The sequence below is a fragment of the Pedobacter miscanthi genome, assembly GCF_032678605.1.
Classification (GTDB): domain Bacteria; phylum Bacteroidota; class Bacteroidia; order Sphingobacteriales; family Sphingobacteriaceae; genus Pedobacter; species Pedobacter miscanthi_A.
In genome coordinates, this window is sequence record NZ_JAVTSU010000025.1 from 1 (window position 1) to 17,631 (window position 17,631).

A 17,631-nucleotide genomic window follows, 5' to 3' on the forward strand; every position below is an offset into this window, starting at 1 on the left:
AGAATTCGGTTGTGGCAATAGAAACATTTATCTCTACGCGTTCTACAATTGCCGATACACAAGCCGATGGCTGGACACTGTGTGGCAATAAAGGTGGTTTTGTTGCTCAACACGAACATACCATAATGGTAACTGATGGGTTATCCGTAATATTTACCACAAAAAACGGTATTTGGGATTAATTTAAAATTGGTTCGTGGAGACACGAACCAAGGCGACAAAGGATGCAGAGAGATATAAATGCGTGTTTATCTGCATTCATCTGTGGTTAAAATGCTTAATTTAATGGCTAGGCCGTGGAGTCGCGAACCAGGGCACATAATCTTTCAGCGCCTTGGTTCGTGGAGACACGAACTAAGGCGACAAAAAGGATGCGAGATATAAATGCGTGTTTATCTGCGTTCATATGTGGTTAAAACACTTAATTTAATGGCTATGCCCGTGCGGTCGCGAACCAGGGCACATGATCTTTCAGCGCCTTGGTTCGTGTCCTCACGAACCAAAAGAAGGAGCTAGAAATGATGTAACAAGTTACTCAAATTATAAAAATGCACATAGAAATAAATGCGTGTTTACCGGCGTTCATCTGTGGTTAAAACGCTTAATTTAATGGCATTGCCCAATCTTTTGGCTATGTTAAAAGATCACGCTATTCCATTAAAATACACGCAAAATGATGAATTTCTTATTGAAATCCGTCAATTTTTGCAGAAATTTCGTTTAAAATATTTAGACTAAAAGTATGCCTGCCTGAGAGCCATCTTTCAATTTCTACGGGATTAATATCAACCCATACAGCAAGATCTTTTTTGGTAAACCCTTTATTTATTAATGCTTTTACCGCATTCGCAGCCACTTCAAAATTAGCACGTGTAAGTTCCTCAATAGCTGGATTTCCATTTTCTTCCAGCCAGATAGACACAAAATCGTTCTCTTCCATTCAATTTATTCCTTGATGTTCGCTTAAGCTAAACGTATTTAGCCTGTTAAATCTATTTATAGTCAATGTTTATTAAGTAATGCGCTTTGCACTGGTAAACCTAATTAGCAACACTTGCCCGGATTATCACGAGATAAAAATCCGTATTTATCTGTATGCATTTGTAGTTAAAAACCTTTTAACCTAACTACATTGATTTTCGGGCGAAAATAACAATATTCATTTTGAATAGCTAAAAAGCTGCAGATTTTTACAAGGAATTGTGATATGGTGGAAAATAACAAAGTCCGGAAACCACCCCGGACTTTACACTTCAACTAAATTGCTAACCAAATATATGATGCCGCAAAAGTAAACCTCTAATGTTATGGAATTGTTATTTGGCTATGAATTAATATGGATATTCAAATGTATAATTCCATTAAAAACCGAATTTATTTTTTACCATGCAGGGTGTTATTTCATAACATAAACTGACCAATAAGTTTAAATGGGTTGCCTTGCTTTGCGCTCAATAATAAGATTAGATTCTACATGGAAAAAACACAGACAAAGATCAGTTCAGATCTGCAGAAATTCATTGATAAATTTGAACCGAATAAATTTAAAATGATGGCAAATGGAATCGAAATCAGAGGGGTTAACGACATACACAGGGGGATTACCGGCGCAAAAGAACTCATTAAAAGATTACAGCTCAATCTTATTGTGGCTCACAATGCAGAAATGCTGAGCTACCGTGGATTTGAGGTTAATAACCTCGTATAAGTAATTATAAAATGAAGGCTATAATGTAGCTAATAACTTTATGTTTACGGTATAGCCTTTTTTATCATCCAAAAAATAGAAATAGCTATTTTGGATTAACTATTTTTTTATAAAATTCTCATCTCGATTTTCGCCTTAACAAATTGATAATATTAGAAGAATTGTATCTTTAATATCTAAATGGTTTTTTTGTATTGAAAATATGTTAGGTAATGGGCAATTATAATATGCATACCGATGATGAACTTTTTCTTCTGTTGAAGAAAGGAAATCACCGTGCTTATGCCGTACTTTATGAGCGTTACTGGGCAATATTATTTAGGTATGCCCGGAAGATTATCCAAAACGATGAAGAAGCCAGGGATGTGGTACAGGATGTTTTTGTAATGCTTTGGTCGAAAGCCGAAACCCTTGAAATACAAATTTCCCTCTCCTCATTTTTATATACTTCTACGCGTAACAGCATTTTAAAAATTTTCCAACGTGGAAAAGTAAAAAACAATTACCTCAGTTCTCTTGCAGAGTTTATCGAACAGGAGAATAATACCACTGACCATCTTGTACGCGACCGGGAACTGGCCAACCGTATTGAAACAGAAGTAGCTTTATTGCCACCAAAAATGAGGGAAGTTTTCCAGCTTAGCCGAAGGTTTTACCTGTCCCACCGGGAAATTGCTACTCAAATGGAAATATCAGATCAAACAGTAAAAAAACAGATGGCAAATGCCTTAAAAATTCTCCGTTTAAAGCTGGGAACGTTTTTCTTTTTATTTTTTTAATTTTTTTTCATTTCGTCTACTCCCTCAGGGCGGGCAAACGTTCATAGCCATACATTCACCAATTGAGGAAAAATAGTATGGAGCATAAACGGGCAAAAGAGTTGCTTGATAAATATCTGGAAGGGAGGTGCAGCCCTGCAGAGGCTGATCTGGTCGAATCCTGGTATTTACAGGAAACCGAAAATCCAGAAGCACTTCAGTTTGAGCCTGATTATGATGGCTTGAGAAAATCGATGTGGCGTAACATACAACAGCAGAACAACAAGACTAAAAAACTTACACCTTATTATAGATGGGCTGCCGCCGCCATATTTGTTGTATTGGGAATTGGCTTATATCATTTTGCCAATACGCCTGATTTTACGGCTCAATCAGCAGAAAATTTAATCATTCATGATATTGCACCAGGGGGAAATAAAGCATTTTTAACCCTTTCGGATGGTAAACGTATTGCTTTGGACGATCTAAAGAATGGAAAAATAGCAGAGCAAGCTGGCGTAATCATATCTAAAACTGCAAACGGACAGCTGGCATACACTGTTTCTGGTATCGGTAAATCATCTACAGCCGATTTTAATACCATCGAAACCCCAAGGGGAGGACAATACCAGGTTAATCTTCCAGACGGAACTAAGGTGTGGCTAAATGCGGGTTCATCTTTACGTTATCCGGCTCAGTTTGCTGCTGCCAAACGGGAGGTTCAGCTTCAGGGTGAGGCCTATTTTGAAGTGGCTAAAAAAACAATACACGAAAAGGAGGCCTCAAGGCGATCACCTTTTATTGTAAAAACCAGTTCACAGGAGGTGGAAGTGTTGGGCACCCACTTTAATATCAGCAGCTATCAGGAGGAAGATAATACCAAAACCACTCTCCTGGAAGGTATGGTTGCCGTACATCCGCTTTCTAATGGAACATCGGGCACAGATAAAATACTTAAACCTGGCGAACAAGCTGTTTTAAATGGCGAATCAATTAAAGTGGCTGCTGTTGATACCGAACAGGTAATGGCCTGGAAAGAAGGTTTTTTTATGTTCGATGATGAAGATCTGCAAAGCATTATGCATAAGGTTGCCAGGTGGTATGATGTAGAAGTAGATTTTAAAGATGCCGGTTTAAAAACCAAAGGATTTAGCGGTACCGTTTCCAGGTTTTCCAATGTATCTCAGCTACTTAAAAAAATAGAATTAACCGGTTCTGTACACTTTAAGATTGAAGGAAGGAGGATTGTAGTTATGAGATAAAAACCCATCACTGCAGTCAAAAAAAAAGTCAGCAATGCTACGAACATTACTGACCCTTAACCGGCATAACCGGGAATGTTTGGGCTTCAGTTGAATACCCTATTTGCGATAGAATAATTTAAACCAAAACAAACAAACAAATGTATACAAATTCTGCTAATATTCTTTGCAGGTATCGACCCTGCATGGCCAAATTTTTGCTAGTAATGAAACTCATAATAGTTTTGATGGTTACTTGCCTGCTGCAAGTACACGCCACAACAAGCAATGCCCAGAGCCTCTCTTTGGTCCAAAAAAATATAACCATCAAGCAGGTTTTCAGGGCCATCCGAAAACAAACCGGTTATAACGTGCTTTGGGAAGCCGATAAACTCCAAATCAATAAAACCATTAATGCCAGATTTGAAAATGCTTCTTTAAATGAAGTAATGGATAAATGCCTGGAAGGCAGGAACCTTACTTATGCCATTGATGAGAAAACGGTTATTATTAAAACCAAACCATTGTCTTTATTGGATAAACTGATCAATATTTTATCAGCGGTAGAAATTACCGGAAAGGTGCTCGACGAAAAAGGCGGTACACTACCAAATGCCTCTATCCTGATCAAAGGAACTAAAACTTATTACAAAACCGACGAAAACGGAAATTTTAAATTCAGCATTCCTGATGAAGGTGTGATACTGGTAGTTTCTTATTTAGGTTATAAAACCCAGGAAGTACCTGCAACAAAGGCTACCGCGATGACGATTACCTTACAGCCCGATCTGGCCGACCTTGAGGATGTAGTAGTGGTGGGTTATGGAACGCAGAAAAGGGCCAATCTTACTGGCGCTGTAGATGCAATCACAGCTAAACAACTCGAAAACCGCCCCATTGCAAACCTGGGGCAGGGTTTACAGGGATTAATTCCCAACCTGAATATTTCCATTGCCAATGGCAGGCCAAATACCGCACCTGATTTTAACGTGAGGGGATTTGCTTCCATTAATGGTAGTGGTGCACCACTTATCCTGGTTGATAATGTTCCTTTCAGCGCCTCCGAACTTTTAACCCTTAATCCTGCCGATATAGAAAGTGTAACCGTACTTAAAGATGCGGCTGCTTCGGCCATTTATGGTGCCAGGGCACCTTTTGGTGTTGTGTTAATGGTAACCAAATCGGCCAAAAGCAATAAACTCAATGTAAGTGTAAACAGTTATATGGCTTACCGCACGGTTGGTAAACTGCCCGAAGTAGTTACCGACCCTTACCAGGTATTGATGGCAAAAAACGAAGCCGCATTTCCACTGTATAACCCCGCATACAGCGCCGCGCTTGTAGAAGCCGCCAGGTTACGTTCGCTCGATCCTTCACGACCAGATGTTATTGCAGACCCAACCGATCCAAATAAATGGTTTTATATCGGCTCTACAAACTGGTTAAAAGAAGCTTACGAGCAATCGGCACCAACCTATAATGTAGGTGTTAACATCTCTAAAAAAGCCGATCAGCTAAGCTATTACCTTTCTGCAAATTATTACAAACAAAAAGGGATGATCCGCGGGGCCGACGAAAACAATAATATCTATAATTTAAGGGGAAAGGTTGATTTTAACGTGACCAAGTGGCTTACCGTTTCGAATAACACCATGTTAACCTCTACAACTTACGAAGCACCAACGTTTATTGATGGCAATTATTTTTGGAACATTAACCGTACCAATGTAACCGATATTCCACGTAACCCTGATGGCTCATGGACTTCTGCCGGGGCATCACTATTAGGTGCCGTTCAGGAAGGGGGAAGAAAAACCATGACCGCAAATACGGTTCAGACTACCTTTTCTTTCGATGCTTCACTGATCAAAAATATCTGGACTTTAAAGGGGGATGCAACCTTTAGAAGGGTAGATAGTTTGGGTAAATCTTTTGAGATTCCGGTTCCTTATAAAACAGGACCAAACCTGGCACCGCCACTAACCAGCTCTACCTCTGCAACAGATCAGAATGGAAATGTAAAATACAACGTTATTAACCTGTACACCCAAACACAAAAACAACTGGGAAATCATTATATCTCAGGCCTTGTGGGTTACAACCAGGAGCAGTTCAGAAATGCCAGATTTTTAGCCTCACGCAAACAATTAATTTCTACCAGTCTTCCTTCTGTTAATTTGGCCACGGGCGATCAAACCATAACAGAAAATATTGCTGAATGGGCAGTTCAAGGGCTTTTTTACCGCGTTAATTATAATTTCAAGGAACGTTACCTGCTAGAACTTAATGGCCGTTATGATGGATCTTCGCGTTTTGCTCCTGGCAAACGCTGGTCATTCGTACCATCGGCCTCTGCAGGCTGGATGATTTCGCAAGAAAAGTTTTTTGCGCCTGTAAAAGAATCATTATCCATGGATATGTTTAAGGTGAGGGCATCTTATGGCGTTTTGGGTAATCAGGCTTCTGCCAATGAATATGATTACCTGGCCAAAATGACCAGTGGAAAAACGAGTCAGATATTAGGCGGATCTCAACCTACTTATGTGAATCCACCGTTGGCAATATCCAATAATTTCACATGGGAAAAGGTTTCGACCATTAATCTTGGTGTTGATATGAGTTTCTTTAAAAACAGACTGGAACTGAATTTCGACCGTTATACCCGTTTTACCAAGAATATGCTGGTACCCGGAAAACCGCTTCCTGGAGTTTTTGGTACCGGATCTCCAAAGGCAAATGCTGCCGACCTGAAAACGAAAGGCTGGGAACTGAAAGCAGGATGGAAAGATCAGCTGATGCTGGGTGGTTCGCCACTTACCTACAATTTTGTAGTTGCCGTTAGCGATAGCCGATCGTACATCACACGTTTTGATAACCCGAATAAATTGCTGAGTGATTATTACGAAGGAATGGAAATAGGTGAAATCTGGGGCTTAGAGTCAGAAGGTTTTTTCCAGAATGCAGATGAACTGAAAAATCATGCCAATCAAACTGCAGTAGGAACCGACGATCAGCGCTATCAGTATTTTGTTGGCGATATGAAGTTTAAAGACCGGAATAATGATGGAAAAGTTGATTTTGGTGATAAAACAGCAGGAAATCCAGGTGATTACTATAAAATTGGCAATAAACTTAATCGCTTGCCATACAGTATTGATTTATCTGGCGCCTGGAAAGGTTTTGATTTAAGGGTATTTATCCAGGGAGTGGGTAAAAGAGATTGGTACGCAGCAGGAAGCAACATTTATTTCTGGGGCATTTACGCGCAACCCTGGACCAACGTAACCGTACAAAACCTCGATCACTGGAGTCCGGAAAATCCTAATGCCTATTTTCCGAGGATAAAAGCTTATGCGGCTGAAGATACAGGCGAAGAACTGGGCATACCCAATACCCGTTTTTTACAGGATGCATCTTACTTAAGGGTAAAAAACATCACCCTGGGCTATACTTTACCTAAAAGTTTGCTCAAAAAATTAAAGCTGGAAAATGTACATTTTTATGTAAGTGGCGAAAACCTATTCGAATATTCCAACCTTAAAGTAAAACTCGATCCTGAAGGACTTGATGGGAATATCTATCCTTTTCAACGAACATATTCATTCGGTTTGAACTTTAATTTCTAATACTAAAACAGATGAAAACAAAATATTACATTCATATCTTCCTGATTGTATTGATGATAGTAGCTTTGGCAGGTTGCAAGAAAGATTTCCTCGACCGGATTCCGGAAACCACTATTACACCCAATCAGTTTTTTAAAACCACTGCCGATCTTGAAACTTATACCAACGGATTCTACGGCATGTTTGGCCCCAGCACAGATGATCTTTTTTCTGATAATATCTCCGTAAACCTTGGTGGGAGCGAGCTGGATAATATGATTAGGGGGAAAATCAGTCCAACAAATGTTGGAGGATGGAGCTGGGCGAACCTTCGTACCATTAATTATATGCTTACTAACCTGCAACAGGTTCAGGGAGATGTGGCTACCATTAAACATTTTGTTGGTATTGCCCGCTTTTACCGGGGGATATTTTATTTTAATATGATCCGTAGATATGGCGATGTGCCATATTACAATACGGTGTTAAACCCTGATGACCAGGCGCAGCTGTACAAAGCCAAAGATCCACGTACTTTAGTCGCAGATTCTGTTAAAGCTGATCTGGAATATGCAGCTGCCAATGTATTGGCTACAGGAACCAATACCCGTATTACCAAATGGGCAGCTTTAACTGTACTGGCCAGATTTTGTTTGTTTGAGGGCACATTCAGGAAATACCATGATGAACTTGGATTCCAGGCCACAGCTAATACTTTTTTACAAAGGGCCGAATCGGCCAGTAAAGAAGTAATGAGTGGAGGTTTTAGCATTTACAATACCGGTAAAAAAGGAGAAGATTATCAAAAACTTTTTACCAGCACAGATTTGAGCGGGAATAAGGAAATGATCTTTTATGATGATTATGATAAAGCGCTGAACCGCGCTAACAGCACGCATTATGTGTTCGATTGGCAGTGGGCATTAAGCAAAAGCCTGATCGATACTTATTTGATGACAGATGGCACGCCATTTACATCAACCGCTAATTTTGACAAGAAAACCTATGCAGAAATTTTCAATAACCGCGATCCCCGGATGGCGGTAACCGTAATGCCGCCAGGTTTTTCTACTACTCTTGGCGGTATTCCCAATAAAACAAGGCCAACTTTTGGGGGGTATCCTCAAATTAAATTTTATGCAATAGATCCAGCCACTAAAGTTTATACCGAATTTACGGATTTGCCGATCTTGCGTTATGCTGAGGTTTTATTGATCCAGGCTGAGACCAGGGCCGAATTGGGAGTACTTAACCAAACGGATGTTGATAATACCATTAATGTTTTACGTAACCGTGCTGGCGTAGCAGGTCTAAATATGGCTGTAGCAAATGCTGCACCTGACGCCGTTTTAGCAGCCATGTATCCACAGGTTAACAATGCCAATAAAGGAGTGCTTTTGGAAATCCGCAGAGAGCGTAATGTAGAACTGGCGTGCGAAGGTTTCAGGTTTGCAGATTTATTGCGCTGGAAAGCCGGGAAACTGCTCGAAAAACCAACACAAGGGATGTACTTAGCCAAACTTGGCGCTTATGACGTAACAGGAGATGGGATAGAAGACATTGCTATTTTACAGGCGCCAAACCAGGAAACACCGCTTGATGGTCTGCCTGCTGATGTTAAATCGAAATTGGTTAAATATTACCTTAGCGATAATAGTTTTTATTTAAGCAACGGGAGTTCCGGGTTCATTATGTTCCCTGAAAACCTGAGTGCGCCAAGATCATTTATCGATCCGAAGTATTATTATTTCCCGATACCCATGCAACAGATTTTGCTTAACCCACAGCTTAAACAACCAACAGGCTGGCAATAACAGATTAGAGAATTTAAAAACAAACTTGTCATTCTAAGGAATAGTTATGGTATAAAAACCAAGATAAATCGTCAAATGCGAGAAGGCTTTTTCAGCCGGCGAAGCAATCTTTGTTACAAAGATCGCTTTCCCGAAAATTCGGGATTCCTTCTCGCAATGACGATCTTATTGTTTAATCTGTCATCCTGAGGGATAATCTATGGTATAAAATCAATATTAATGACAGATGGGTAAAAAGGTAAATGGCTTCGTGGTATCGTCATTTCGATCGCAGTGGAAATGACGACCTTACTATGGTGTCTGTCATTGATAGAGCTTAGAATTTTGCAAATACATTGGAGGTTTAATGATAGTGCGTAGAATCGTCATTGCCAGCCCGACTGGCAATCGTAATGCCTTGGTAGGGGTTGCAGGTTGCATTAGATTCCCGCCTGCGCGGGAATGACGACCTTACTATGGTGTCTGTCAATGGCAGCCTGTCGAAGGACTTAATTAGATTCTGATAAGCAATGCTTTTATGAAAAATCCTCAATTAAAACAAATAACACACATATGAAAAGAAGAAATTTATTAAAGTCGATTCCGCTGGCTACGGCAGCACTCGTACTTGGTGATTTAAAAAATATAGCTTTAGCAGCCCCGGCAGCAGAAAAAAGCAACAACCGTAAACCTGTATTAACAATTGCACACGTTACTGATGTACACATTAGAAGTGGCGATGATGCACCTGCAAGGTTTGAAAAAAGCCTGAAAGAAATTAAAAAGTTGAAAGTTGATTTCTTTTTAAATGGTGGCGATAGCATTCATGCGGCTGATTACAAAGATATTAAACGTGAAAGCGTAACCGAACAATGGTCAATCTGGGATAACTGCATCAAGCAAATTGACGGGTATGAAGTGCACAGTTGTATTGGTAATCACGACATTTGGTGGGCAGCACCTTCTACCGCCGATGAAATGTATGGTAAAGATTACGTGGTTAAAAGGTTAAAAATTCCTAACCGCTATTATAGTTTTTCTAAAAAAGGCTGGCACTTTATTATTCTGGATGGCAACAATAAAAACACCAGTTTAGATACCGAACAGTACAAATGGCTTGAAAATGAACTGGAACGTTTACCAGCCAATACCCCGGTGCTGCTGATGTCGCATTACCCGATCTTAACCGTTACCGGCACATGGGAGGGTGGCCAGCACGGCGACCATAAAGAATTAAAACAGTTGTTCTACAAACATAAAGATAAAGTGAAGGTTTGCCTCAGCGGTCACCAGCATTTGTTGGATCGGGCCTGGTATAACGGCGTAGAATATTATTGCAATGGCGCCATGAGTGGATTTTGGTGGGGTAAAGGAGATAAAAAATCTGCAGCACCCTATTATTATCAGGAAACTGCTCCGGGTTATGCTATTTTAAAGCTTTATAGCGATGGTACTTTGGAGAATAGATACATTGAAACTGAGCAACCCGAAACAAAGGGATAAGGTTAAATAAAAAATTGTCATTCCCGTGCAAGCGGGAATCTTAATGTTTATTGCATTAAGTAAATCCCCATAGAAAGTTCGTCATCTCGACTGAAACGCCGCGCAATGGAGAGATCTACTATAGATTTCCCGACTGCGTTGCACTCCGCTCGAAATGACGACTTCTAGTTTTCAACAGTATCTGAGCTTATTAACTATGGCCAGCCTCAGCAATATATTCAGGATCAACAGATGAAGAATTATCTGCAGGTGCATTCTCCAGATAAGACTGCTCAACATCGTTAAGATAAGCCTTGAGCTGCGTAATCCTGGTTATTATGCCTGCTTTTTCCTCTTCATTGTGCTCTGGTGCACCATCCATTGCTTTAACCGTATCTATGGCGTAATCCATAAAAATTTTAACGTTCTCTGATAAAAGTTCTTTTTTCATGATCTATTCTTTTAGTTCTTTTAATAAAATAATTCCTTTTTATGCTACGCTGATTTAATAGAATGGCTCTTAATCTGCTGTCCAGGCCGAAACCGATCCGGCACTTACCAGAAAATCTCCCCAGCCATTTTCATCAATCACCACTTCTGTATCCACATTATTTAGCCTGTCGCGGAAAACCCTGCCTGCAAAATGCTGACCTATTTCCATCGCTTTATAACCTTCATCACCATTAGAAATTAAGACTGCAATCCCTGAATTCGCATGTTCCTCATCGCCCGATAAGGTCCAGCCAATACAATTTGGATGATCAAAATAATCACGCTGTATGCCATGTACTTCATGTTTTCTTAGTCCGAGCATGGTTTGTATTTCATTTACGGGTTCAAGCACAATTTCATGTTCATTGCCATCATTTCCCATGTCGCTATATTTGGCACCATAAAGGTCAGGGTAAAAAATGCATGGATAGCCTGTATTGCGCAACAAGATCAGCGCATAAGCCAAGGGACGAAACCAATGGTCTACCGTTTGTTCAAGCGATTGCAGCGGTTGGGTATCGTGGTTTTCAACCAGGGTTACTGCAAGTTCCGGTTTAACCTCTACCAAAGTGTTTTGAAAAATTTCACTCATATTAAAGGCATTACCTTCTTTAGATGCGCGTGAAAAGTTCCCTTGCAAAGGAGCATCAAAAAGCGACATGCGACCTTCGGTAATGTCGATATATTCAAGCAATGAGCCTAAATCATAAGGCGACCAATATTCGCCTACAGTAAACAATTCTTTCCCTGTTTTCTCCCTGATATGATCCAGCCATTCATTATAAAACTGCGGGTCCATATGTTTAATGGCATCAAGCCTGAAACCATCAAATTTAATGGTTTCGTGGAGCCACTCGCCCCAGTTTTTAACCTCCGCCCGCACATGTGGATTTCGGTAATCAATATCCGTAAGCATCAGGTAATCATAATTTCCGTTCTCTTTGTCCAGTACATTCTGCCAGCCTTCTCCATATTGGTTCTGGATGCTGAATATTGCTGTTTCACCCGTTTTGTTATCAAAATCGACACCTGCAAAACATTGAAAATCCCATTCAAAGGCCGAATGTTTTTTCGCCCTGCCCGGATAGGTAAAACGGGTATAAGCCTCAATTTCATAAGGTTCAGAGATAAAGTTATTCCTGTTTTCCGGATCAACTTTTCTAACGGTTACGGTCTCCGTTTCATCTGCACCACCAAGGTGATTTAGCACAATATCCATATATACCTGCAATCCGGCATCCTGTGCAGCGCGTACCGCTTCAAGTAATTCGGCCTTGGTGCCATATTTTGTCCTCACACTTCCTTTCTGGTCAAATTCACCAAGATCGTACAGATCATAAGAATCGTAACCTGTTGAGGTGTTACCTTCCATGCCTTTATGTGCCGGAGGAAGCCACAACGTATCAATCCCAAAAGCTTTTAATTCTGTCGCCTCATCCTTTAATTTTTTCCAGAGTGAGCCATCCGAAGGATAATACCACTGAAAATACTGGAGCATCGTAAAATTTTCCATATGTTATAGTAAGTTTCTGCGGATACAACACGATCAATGGAGTATGGTTTGCGCATTTTAGAGATAGTTTTAAAATCGGGCATATAAAAAAGCTTACATCAAGCTAAAAAAATGTTTTCCCATTTATTAAAATCGCATGCTTATATGTTCGCGCGAAACGGCGCAGTGTTAAAATTGTTATATCAAAAATAACAACTCAATGGTTTAATATATTCTTTTTGCGAGTTGCTAATCAGGGTTTTATAAAAACTTTAAGCTACTTAGCTTCGTTTCTTAAATAACCCCGGCAATTAACGCCGGTTTATAAAAGGAGTAGCCGAAAACCTCAAATAGAGTAGGCATTATTAAAATTAGAAAACGTTATGAAACTTCAAGAGTTAAATTTAAACGAAATGAAAGAAATCAACGGTGGTGGTTTATTTGGTGGTAATGATTCGTCAAATTCAGGCGGTCTGTTAGGATCAATCGGAATTGGTAATTTGTTATCATTCTCAAATGAAACCCAAGACGGAGATGAATCGAGTAAAACCTCGTTCTCTTTAGGGAATAACATTGGTGGAAGCCTAGAAGGTTTATTTAAAAGCTTAACCAGCTAATTTGACTTAAAACTCAATTTATAAAAAAGGACTTCTTCGGAGGTCCTTTTTTTTATGCATTTACGCGTAACATCAAGGGCTATAAAATTGTTTTAATAAACTGACAACCAGATAGTTTATTGTATTCTGCGTTGTTGTTTGAAACACTGGTTTCATAAAATCCAATCACTAAACTAATGCGTTTATCAATTAAACGGCTATGAAAGCCAACTAGGGGATGCTGAAAACCTATAACAGTGTAGGCTTATTAAATCTATTTATTATGAAAATGCAAGAATTGAATTTAACAGAAATGAAAGAGATTAATGGTGGTGGTTTATTTGGTAACAATGATTCATCAAACAAAGGTGGTTTATTAGGATCAATCGGAATTGGTAACTTATTATCGTTCCAAACCGCAAGTAAAGATGGTGATGAAGCCAGTGCGAGTTCGTTCTCCATTGGTAACAACATCGGTGGTAGCTTAAGTGGCTTATTCGATAGTTTAAGCAAATAATAACTAATTAGTAGTGAAAAAGGAGGATAAAAGCGATTATCCTCCTTTTTCCATTCAATTTAAATCGGAATATCATGAAAAATTTATCAGAAAAAGAACTTGTAACCATTAATGGTGGAGGGATATTTGATGGCAGCCAGGGCACCATGGGCTTATCACTTACATCTACAACGGATAGTTTACTAAGCATTTCCTTTACCAGGAGCCATGGTGATTATAAAAGCACTACCACACTATCCATAGGAAATAACATTGGGTTAAACCTTGGTTTATTGGGTCAAAAACAATAATAATCAAGTATGAAAAGGCTTTTTATCAGCTTTTCTATTATTAAGAAAACTAAACAGGCTTAAATGCGTATATAATTTTAGATATGGATAGCGATAAATATATATTTCCGAAAGAAGTAATTGAAAATACGGCCGAATACCATTTTCATAGCCATAATTCCTACACTAAAATCATATACCAGGTAATGCTGACAGTATTAATCGTTGCCTTTTTAGCCATCTTCCTGATCAGGGTAGATGTTAATGTTAAAAGTACAGGTTTGTTCAGGCCAACTGCCGAACGCAATGAAATTAAACCCTTAGTGGCCGGGCGTATCGATTCGCTTTTTATCAAAGAGAATATGCATGTTAAAGCCGGCCAGGTTTTACTCACCATCAAAAAAGAAAATATCGAAAGTCAGGATGCCCTGAACCAGTTTCAACAAACTGATGTGGAAGACCAGTTATATGATTTAGGCTTATTGATTAATGCCTATAAAAGGAATGACTGGTCGAAAAAATTACCTTTAAAATCTGGTGTTTACGGACAGCAATACAGTTTATTTATGCAACGGGTTACCGAGGCCAAAGCACGGTATCAGCTTGCCTATAAAAATTACGACCGTTATGCTTATCTATATAAAAGAAGGGCCGTTTCTGCATTAGAATATGATGAAGTTAAACTCAAAAAAGATAATGTATTTAATGAGTTATCCCTAATCGGCGAGGAGCAGGGAAGCAAATGGCAAACCGAATTGAACCAGTTGAATATCCAAAGCCAGCAACTGGGCTCCAGAGACCGCCAGTACGAAGAAGAAAAGGAATTTTATACCATTAAAGCCCCGCTAACCGGTACTGTACAGCAACTCAAGGGAATTCAGCCGGGTAGTTCGATTTCGGCAAACGAAATTTTGGGCGAGATATCACCAGATTCGGGTTTAATTGCTGAAACTTACGTACAGCCAAAAGATATTGGTTTGTTGCGTGTGGGTACCAAAGCCCGGTTTCAGATTGATGCCTATAATTATAATGAATGGGGAATGGCCACCGGTAAAGTAATATCCATTTCGAGCGACGTTTTTATGCAGAACGGCGCACAGCCTTTTTTTAAAGTAAGGTGCCTGCTGGATAAAAACAGTTTAAAACTACGGAATGGTTATATCGGCACGATAAAAAAGGGGATGACCTTACAGGCTCGTTTTTTTGTTACCCGCAGAACACTTTTTCAATTGCTTTATGATAAAGCGGACGATTGGTTAAACCCGAATGTAATTCCTCAAAGTAAAGAAACCCAGGTAACAGGCCTATGAGCAGCATCAAACAATTTTTTAAGGCTTTAAGATCAGATAAAAAAGCCAAAAAGACCATTATCAAACAGCATGATGTTACCGATTGTGGTGCGGCATGCCTGGCCTCTATTGCTATTCACTACGGATTGGATATGCCCATTGCGCGAATTCGCCAGTATGCTTCTACGGATAAAAAAGGGACCAATGTATTGGGTTTGATTGAAGCATCTGCAAGACTTGGTTTTTCTGCAAAAGGTGTAAAAGCCAGTTACGATAATCTTTTTACCATTCCACTGCCCGTTATTGCCCACGTAAACCACAATAACATAGCACATTATATCGTGCTTTACAGCATTTCCGAATCTTATGTAGAGGTAATGGATCCTGCTTACGGAGAAATGCAAAGGTTAACTCCTGACGAGTTCAGGCAAAAATGGACCGGTGTTTTGATCATGCTTTTACCCGGAGATGATTTTACAGCAGGTACCGAACGGATCTCTCTCGAAAAACGTTTTCTTTATCTGTTAATGCCCCATAAATCGGTTCTGATTCAGGTTTTGGTCGGTGCTATTTTTTATACCATTCTGGGTTTATCTACCTCCATATTTCTTCAGAAAATTGTAGATAATGTGCTGCCCGAAGGAAATACCAATCTCCTTAATTTAATGGGTACAGTGATGATCATCATCATTTTGGTGCAGATTTTTATCAACTACGCTAAAACCCTGTTAACCATTAAAACCGGACAGCAGATTGATGCGAGGTTGATTTTGGGCTATTATAAACATTTGCTAAAACTTCCTCAGGTTTTTTTTGATACCATGCGTGTAGGGGAGATCATTTCACGGATGAATGACGCGGTTAAAATCAGGGCTTTTATAAATGATGTATTGGTTGGCTTTGCGGTAAATATTTTTATCCTGATTTTTTCTTTCGCACTAATGTTTACCTATTATTGGAAACTGGCGCTGATTATGCTTACCGTAGTGCCGTTGTATGCCCTGGTTTATTATATATCTAACCGCTTAAATAAAACCACACAGCGCCAGTTGATGGAAAAAAGCGCTGAACTGGAGAACCAACTGGTAGAATCGGTAAATTCGGTAAGTACGATTAAACGTTTCGGGCTAGAAAATTTTTCGAACCTTAAAACCGAAATCAGGTTTATTAACCTGTTAAAAACAGTTTATACTTCGGGTACAAATTCGCTGCTGGTAGGCAATGCAAGTGGTTTTATTTCCAGCATTTTTGCTGTGATTTTGTTATGGGCAGGTGCAAGTTTTGTGCTTCAGAATATGATTACCCCCGGCGAGCTTTTATCATTTTATGCCATTATAGGTTATTTTACTGGTCCGGTAATTAGTTTAATCGGCATGAATAAGGTTTTTCAGGATGCACGCATTGCTGCCGACAGGTTATTCGAAATTATGGACCTGGAGCGCGAAAAAACGGAAAACAGAACGGATTTAACACCCGATATGATAGGAGACATTGAATTCAGGAATGTAAATTTCAGGTATGGTACCCGTGTAACCGTATTTGATGGTTTTAACCTGCATGTACCAAAGGGGAAAATTACTGCTGTGGTAGGCGAAAGCGGATCGGGGAAAACCACTTTACTTTCGCTGCTTCAGAATATATATCCGCTTCAATCGGGCAACATCATGATGGGTGAGTTTGATATCAATTACCTTACCAATGAAAGTTTGAGGAAACTGGTTGCCGTGGTTCCGCAGGATGTGCATCTTTTTGCCGGCAATGTAATTGATAATATTGCTGTGGGGGAGATGGAGCCGGATATGAAAAAAATTATCCGGATTTGTGCGCAATTGCATATCATGGATTTTATTGAGCGGTTGCCAAATGGATTTGATACCTATCTGGGCGAAAATGCAACCAACCTGTCTGGTGGACAGCGACAACGTTTGGCGATTGCCAGGGCTTTGTACCGTGATCCTGAAATTCTGATTCTGGATGAAGCCACCTCTTCGCTCGATTCTTCTTCAGAAGAACACATCCATCATGCAATTTCTTTACTCAGGGAAAATGGAAAAACCATTATTTTAATTGCACACCGCTTAAGTACGGTGGTAAATGCAGATAAAATTGTAGTGTTAAAAGAAGGAAAGTTAATAGAGGAAGGAACGCATCAAGAACTCCTAAAATTAAAGGGGATGTACACGAGTATGTGGCAGAAACAATTCCCTGCACCTGAAAAAGTTTAATTAATTTTAACAAAAAAGCCCCACATTTCTGTGAGGCTTTTCGTGATCCCGCTGGGACTCGAACCTGATATGTTTAAAGCGTCTTCAAGGCTGTTTTTTGTAGGTTTCTCAAAACAGGGCTATGATTTGGGCAATGCTCGTTTTGACTTGATTTGATTCGTTTT

The 17,631-nt window shown here is 39.7% G+C and carries 14 protein-coding genes and 1 pseudogene; 12 read left to right on the forward strand and 3 right to left on the reverse strand.

Annotation, left to right across the window (positions count from 1 at the left end; all coding sequences use genetic code 11):
• Positions 1–182, forward strand: a pseudogene (locus R2R28_RS25880) (type I methionyl aminopeptidase); the annotation flags it as partial.
• A 503-nt stretch (positions 183–685) separates the two neighbouring features.
• On the opposite strand, the gene R2R28_RS25885 reads toward R2R28_RS25880, so the two are convergent.
• Positions 686–940, reverse strand: coding sequence for a hypothetical protein (locus R2R28_RS25885; protein WP_316828554.1), 255 nt, complete (start codon positions 938–940; stop codon positions 686–688).
• A 534-nt stretch (positions 941–1,474) separates the two neighbouring features.
• On the opposite strand from R2R28_RS25885, the gene R2R28_RS25890 reads away from it, so the two are divergent.
• The 6 genes from R2R28_RS25890 to R2R28_RS25915 all read left to right on the forward strand — a co-directional run bounded on the left by R2R28_RS25890 (position 1,475) and on the right by R2R28_RS25915 (position 10,608).
• Entirely contained in the window at positions 1,475–1,708 is a 234-nt protein-coding gene (locus R2R28_RS25890) for a hypothetical protein (RefSeq protein ID WP_316828555.1), read from the forward strand.
• A 212-nt stretch (positions 1,709–1,920) separates the two neighbouring features.
• Positions 1,921–2,487, forward strand: a complete 567-nt coding sequence (locus tag R2R28_RS25895) for an RNA polymerase sigma-70 factor (protein ID WP_316828556.1) — start codon at positions 1,921–1,923, stop codon at positions 2,485–2,487.
• A 77-nt stretch (positions 2,488–2,564) separates the two neighbouring features.
• Positions 2,565–3,728, forward strand: a complete 1,164-nt coding sequence (locus R2R28_RS25900; RefSeq protein WP_316828557.1) for a FecR family protein — start codon at positions 2,565–2,567, stop codon at positions 3,726–3,728.
• A 206-nt stretch (positions 3,729–3,934) separates the two neighbouring features.
• Positions 3,935–7,333 (forward strand): TonB-dependent receptor, encoded by a 3,399-nt coding sequence (locus R2R28_RS25905; RefSeq protein ID WP_316828558.1) that lies wholly within the window; start codon positions 3,935–3,937, stop codon positions 7,331–7,333.
• A gap of 11 nt (positions 7,334–7,344) precedes the next feature.
• Complete coding sequence (locus R2R28_RS25910) at positions 7,345–9,126, forward strand: RagB/SusD family nutrient uptake outer membrane protein (RefSeq protein ID WP_316828559.1); 1,782 nt, start codon at positions 7,345–7,347, stop codon at positions 9,124–9,126.
• Between the two features lie 552 nt (positions 9,127–9,678).
• Positions 9,679–10,608, forward strand: coding sequence for a metallophosphoesterase family protein (locus R2R28_RS25915; protein WP_316828560.1), 930 nt, complete (start codon positions 9,679–9,681; stop codon positions 10,606–10,608).
• Between the two features lie 190 nt (positions 10,609–10,798).
• Here the strand turns inward: R2R28_RS25915 and R2R28_RS25920 are convergent, their stop codons facing one another.
• Positions 10,799–11,038, reverse strand: a complete 240-nt coding sequence (locus R2R28_RS25920; RefSeq protein WP_316828561.1) for a hypothetical protein — start codon at positions 11,036–11,038, stop codon at positions 10,799–10,801.
• 69 nt (positions 11,039–11,107) lie between these two features.
• Positions 11,108–12,592: an alpha-amylase gene (locus R2R28_RS25925; RefSeq protein WP_316828562.1), complete on the reverse strand. Its 1,485-nt coding sequence runs from the start codon at positions 12,590–12,592 to the stop codon at positions 11,108–11,110.
• A 362-nt stretch (positions 12,593–12,954) separates the two neighbouring features.
• On the opposite strand from R2R28_RS25925, the gene R2R28_RS25930 reads away from it, so the two are divergent.
• The 5 genes from R2R28_RS25930 (at position 12,955) to R2R28_RS25950 (ending at position 17,467) form a co-directional block, all read left to right on the forward strand.
• Positions 12,955–13,188 carry a hypothetical protein gene (locus R2R28_RS25930; RefSeq protein WP_025143589.1) on the forward strand — a complete coding sequence of 78 codons (234 nt, stop codon included), beginning with the start codon at positions 12,955–12,957 and terminating at the stop codon, positions 13,186–13,188.
• Positions 13,189–13,450: 262 nt separating this feature from the next.
• Positions 13,451–13,684, forward strand: coding sequence for a hypothetical protein (locus R2R28_RS25935; protein WP_316828563.1), 234 nt, complete (start codon positions 13,451–13,453; stop codon positions 13,682–13,684).
• 74 nt (positions 13,685–13,758) lie between these two features.
• A complete protein-coding gene (locus R2R28_RS25940; protein ID WP_316828564.1) occupies positions 13,759–13,974 on the forward strand; it encodes a hypothetical protein in 216 nt (71 codons plus the stop codon).
• 83 nt (positions 13,975–14,057) lie between these two features.
• Positions 14,058–15,263 carry an HlyD family secretion protein gene (locus tag R2R28_RS25945; RefSeq protein ID WP_316828565.1) on the forward strand — a complete coding sequence of 402 codons (1,206 nt, stop codon included), beginning with the start codon at positions 14,058–14,060 and terminating at the stop codon, positions 15,261–15,263.
• A complete protein-coding gene (locus R2R28_RS25950; protein WP_316828566.1) occupies positions 15,260–17,467 on the forward strand; it encodes a peptidase domain-containing ABC transporter in 2,208 nt (735 codons plus the stop codon). The genes R2R28_RS25945 and R2R28_RS25950 overlap by 4 nt, the downstream gene beginning before the upstream one ends.
• Positions 17,468–17,631 lie beyond the last annotated feature (164 nt).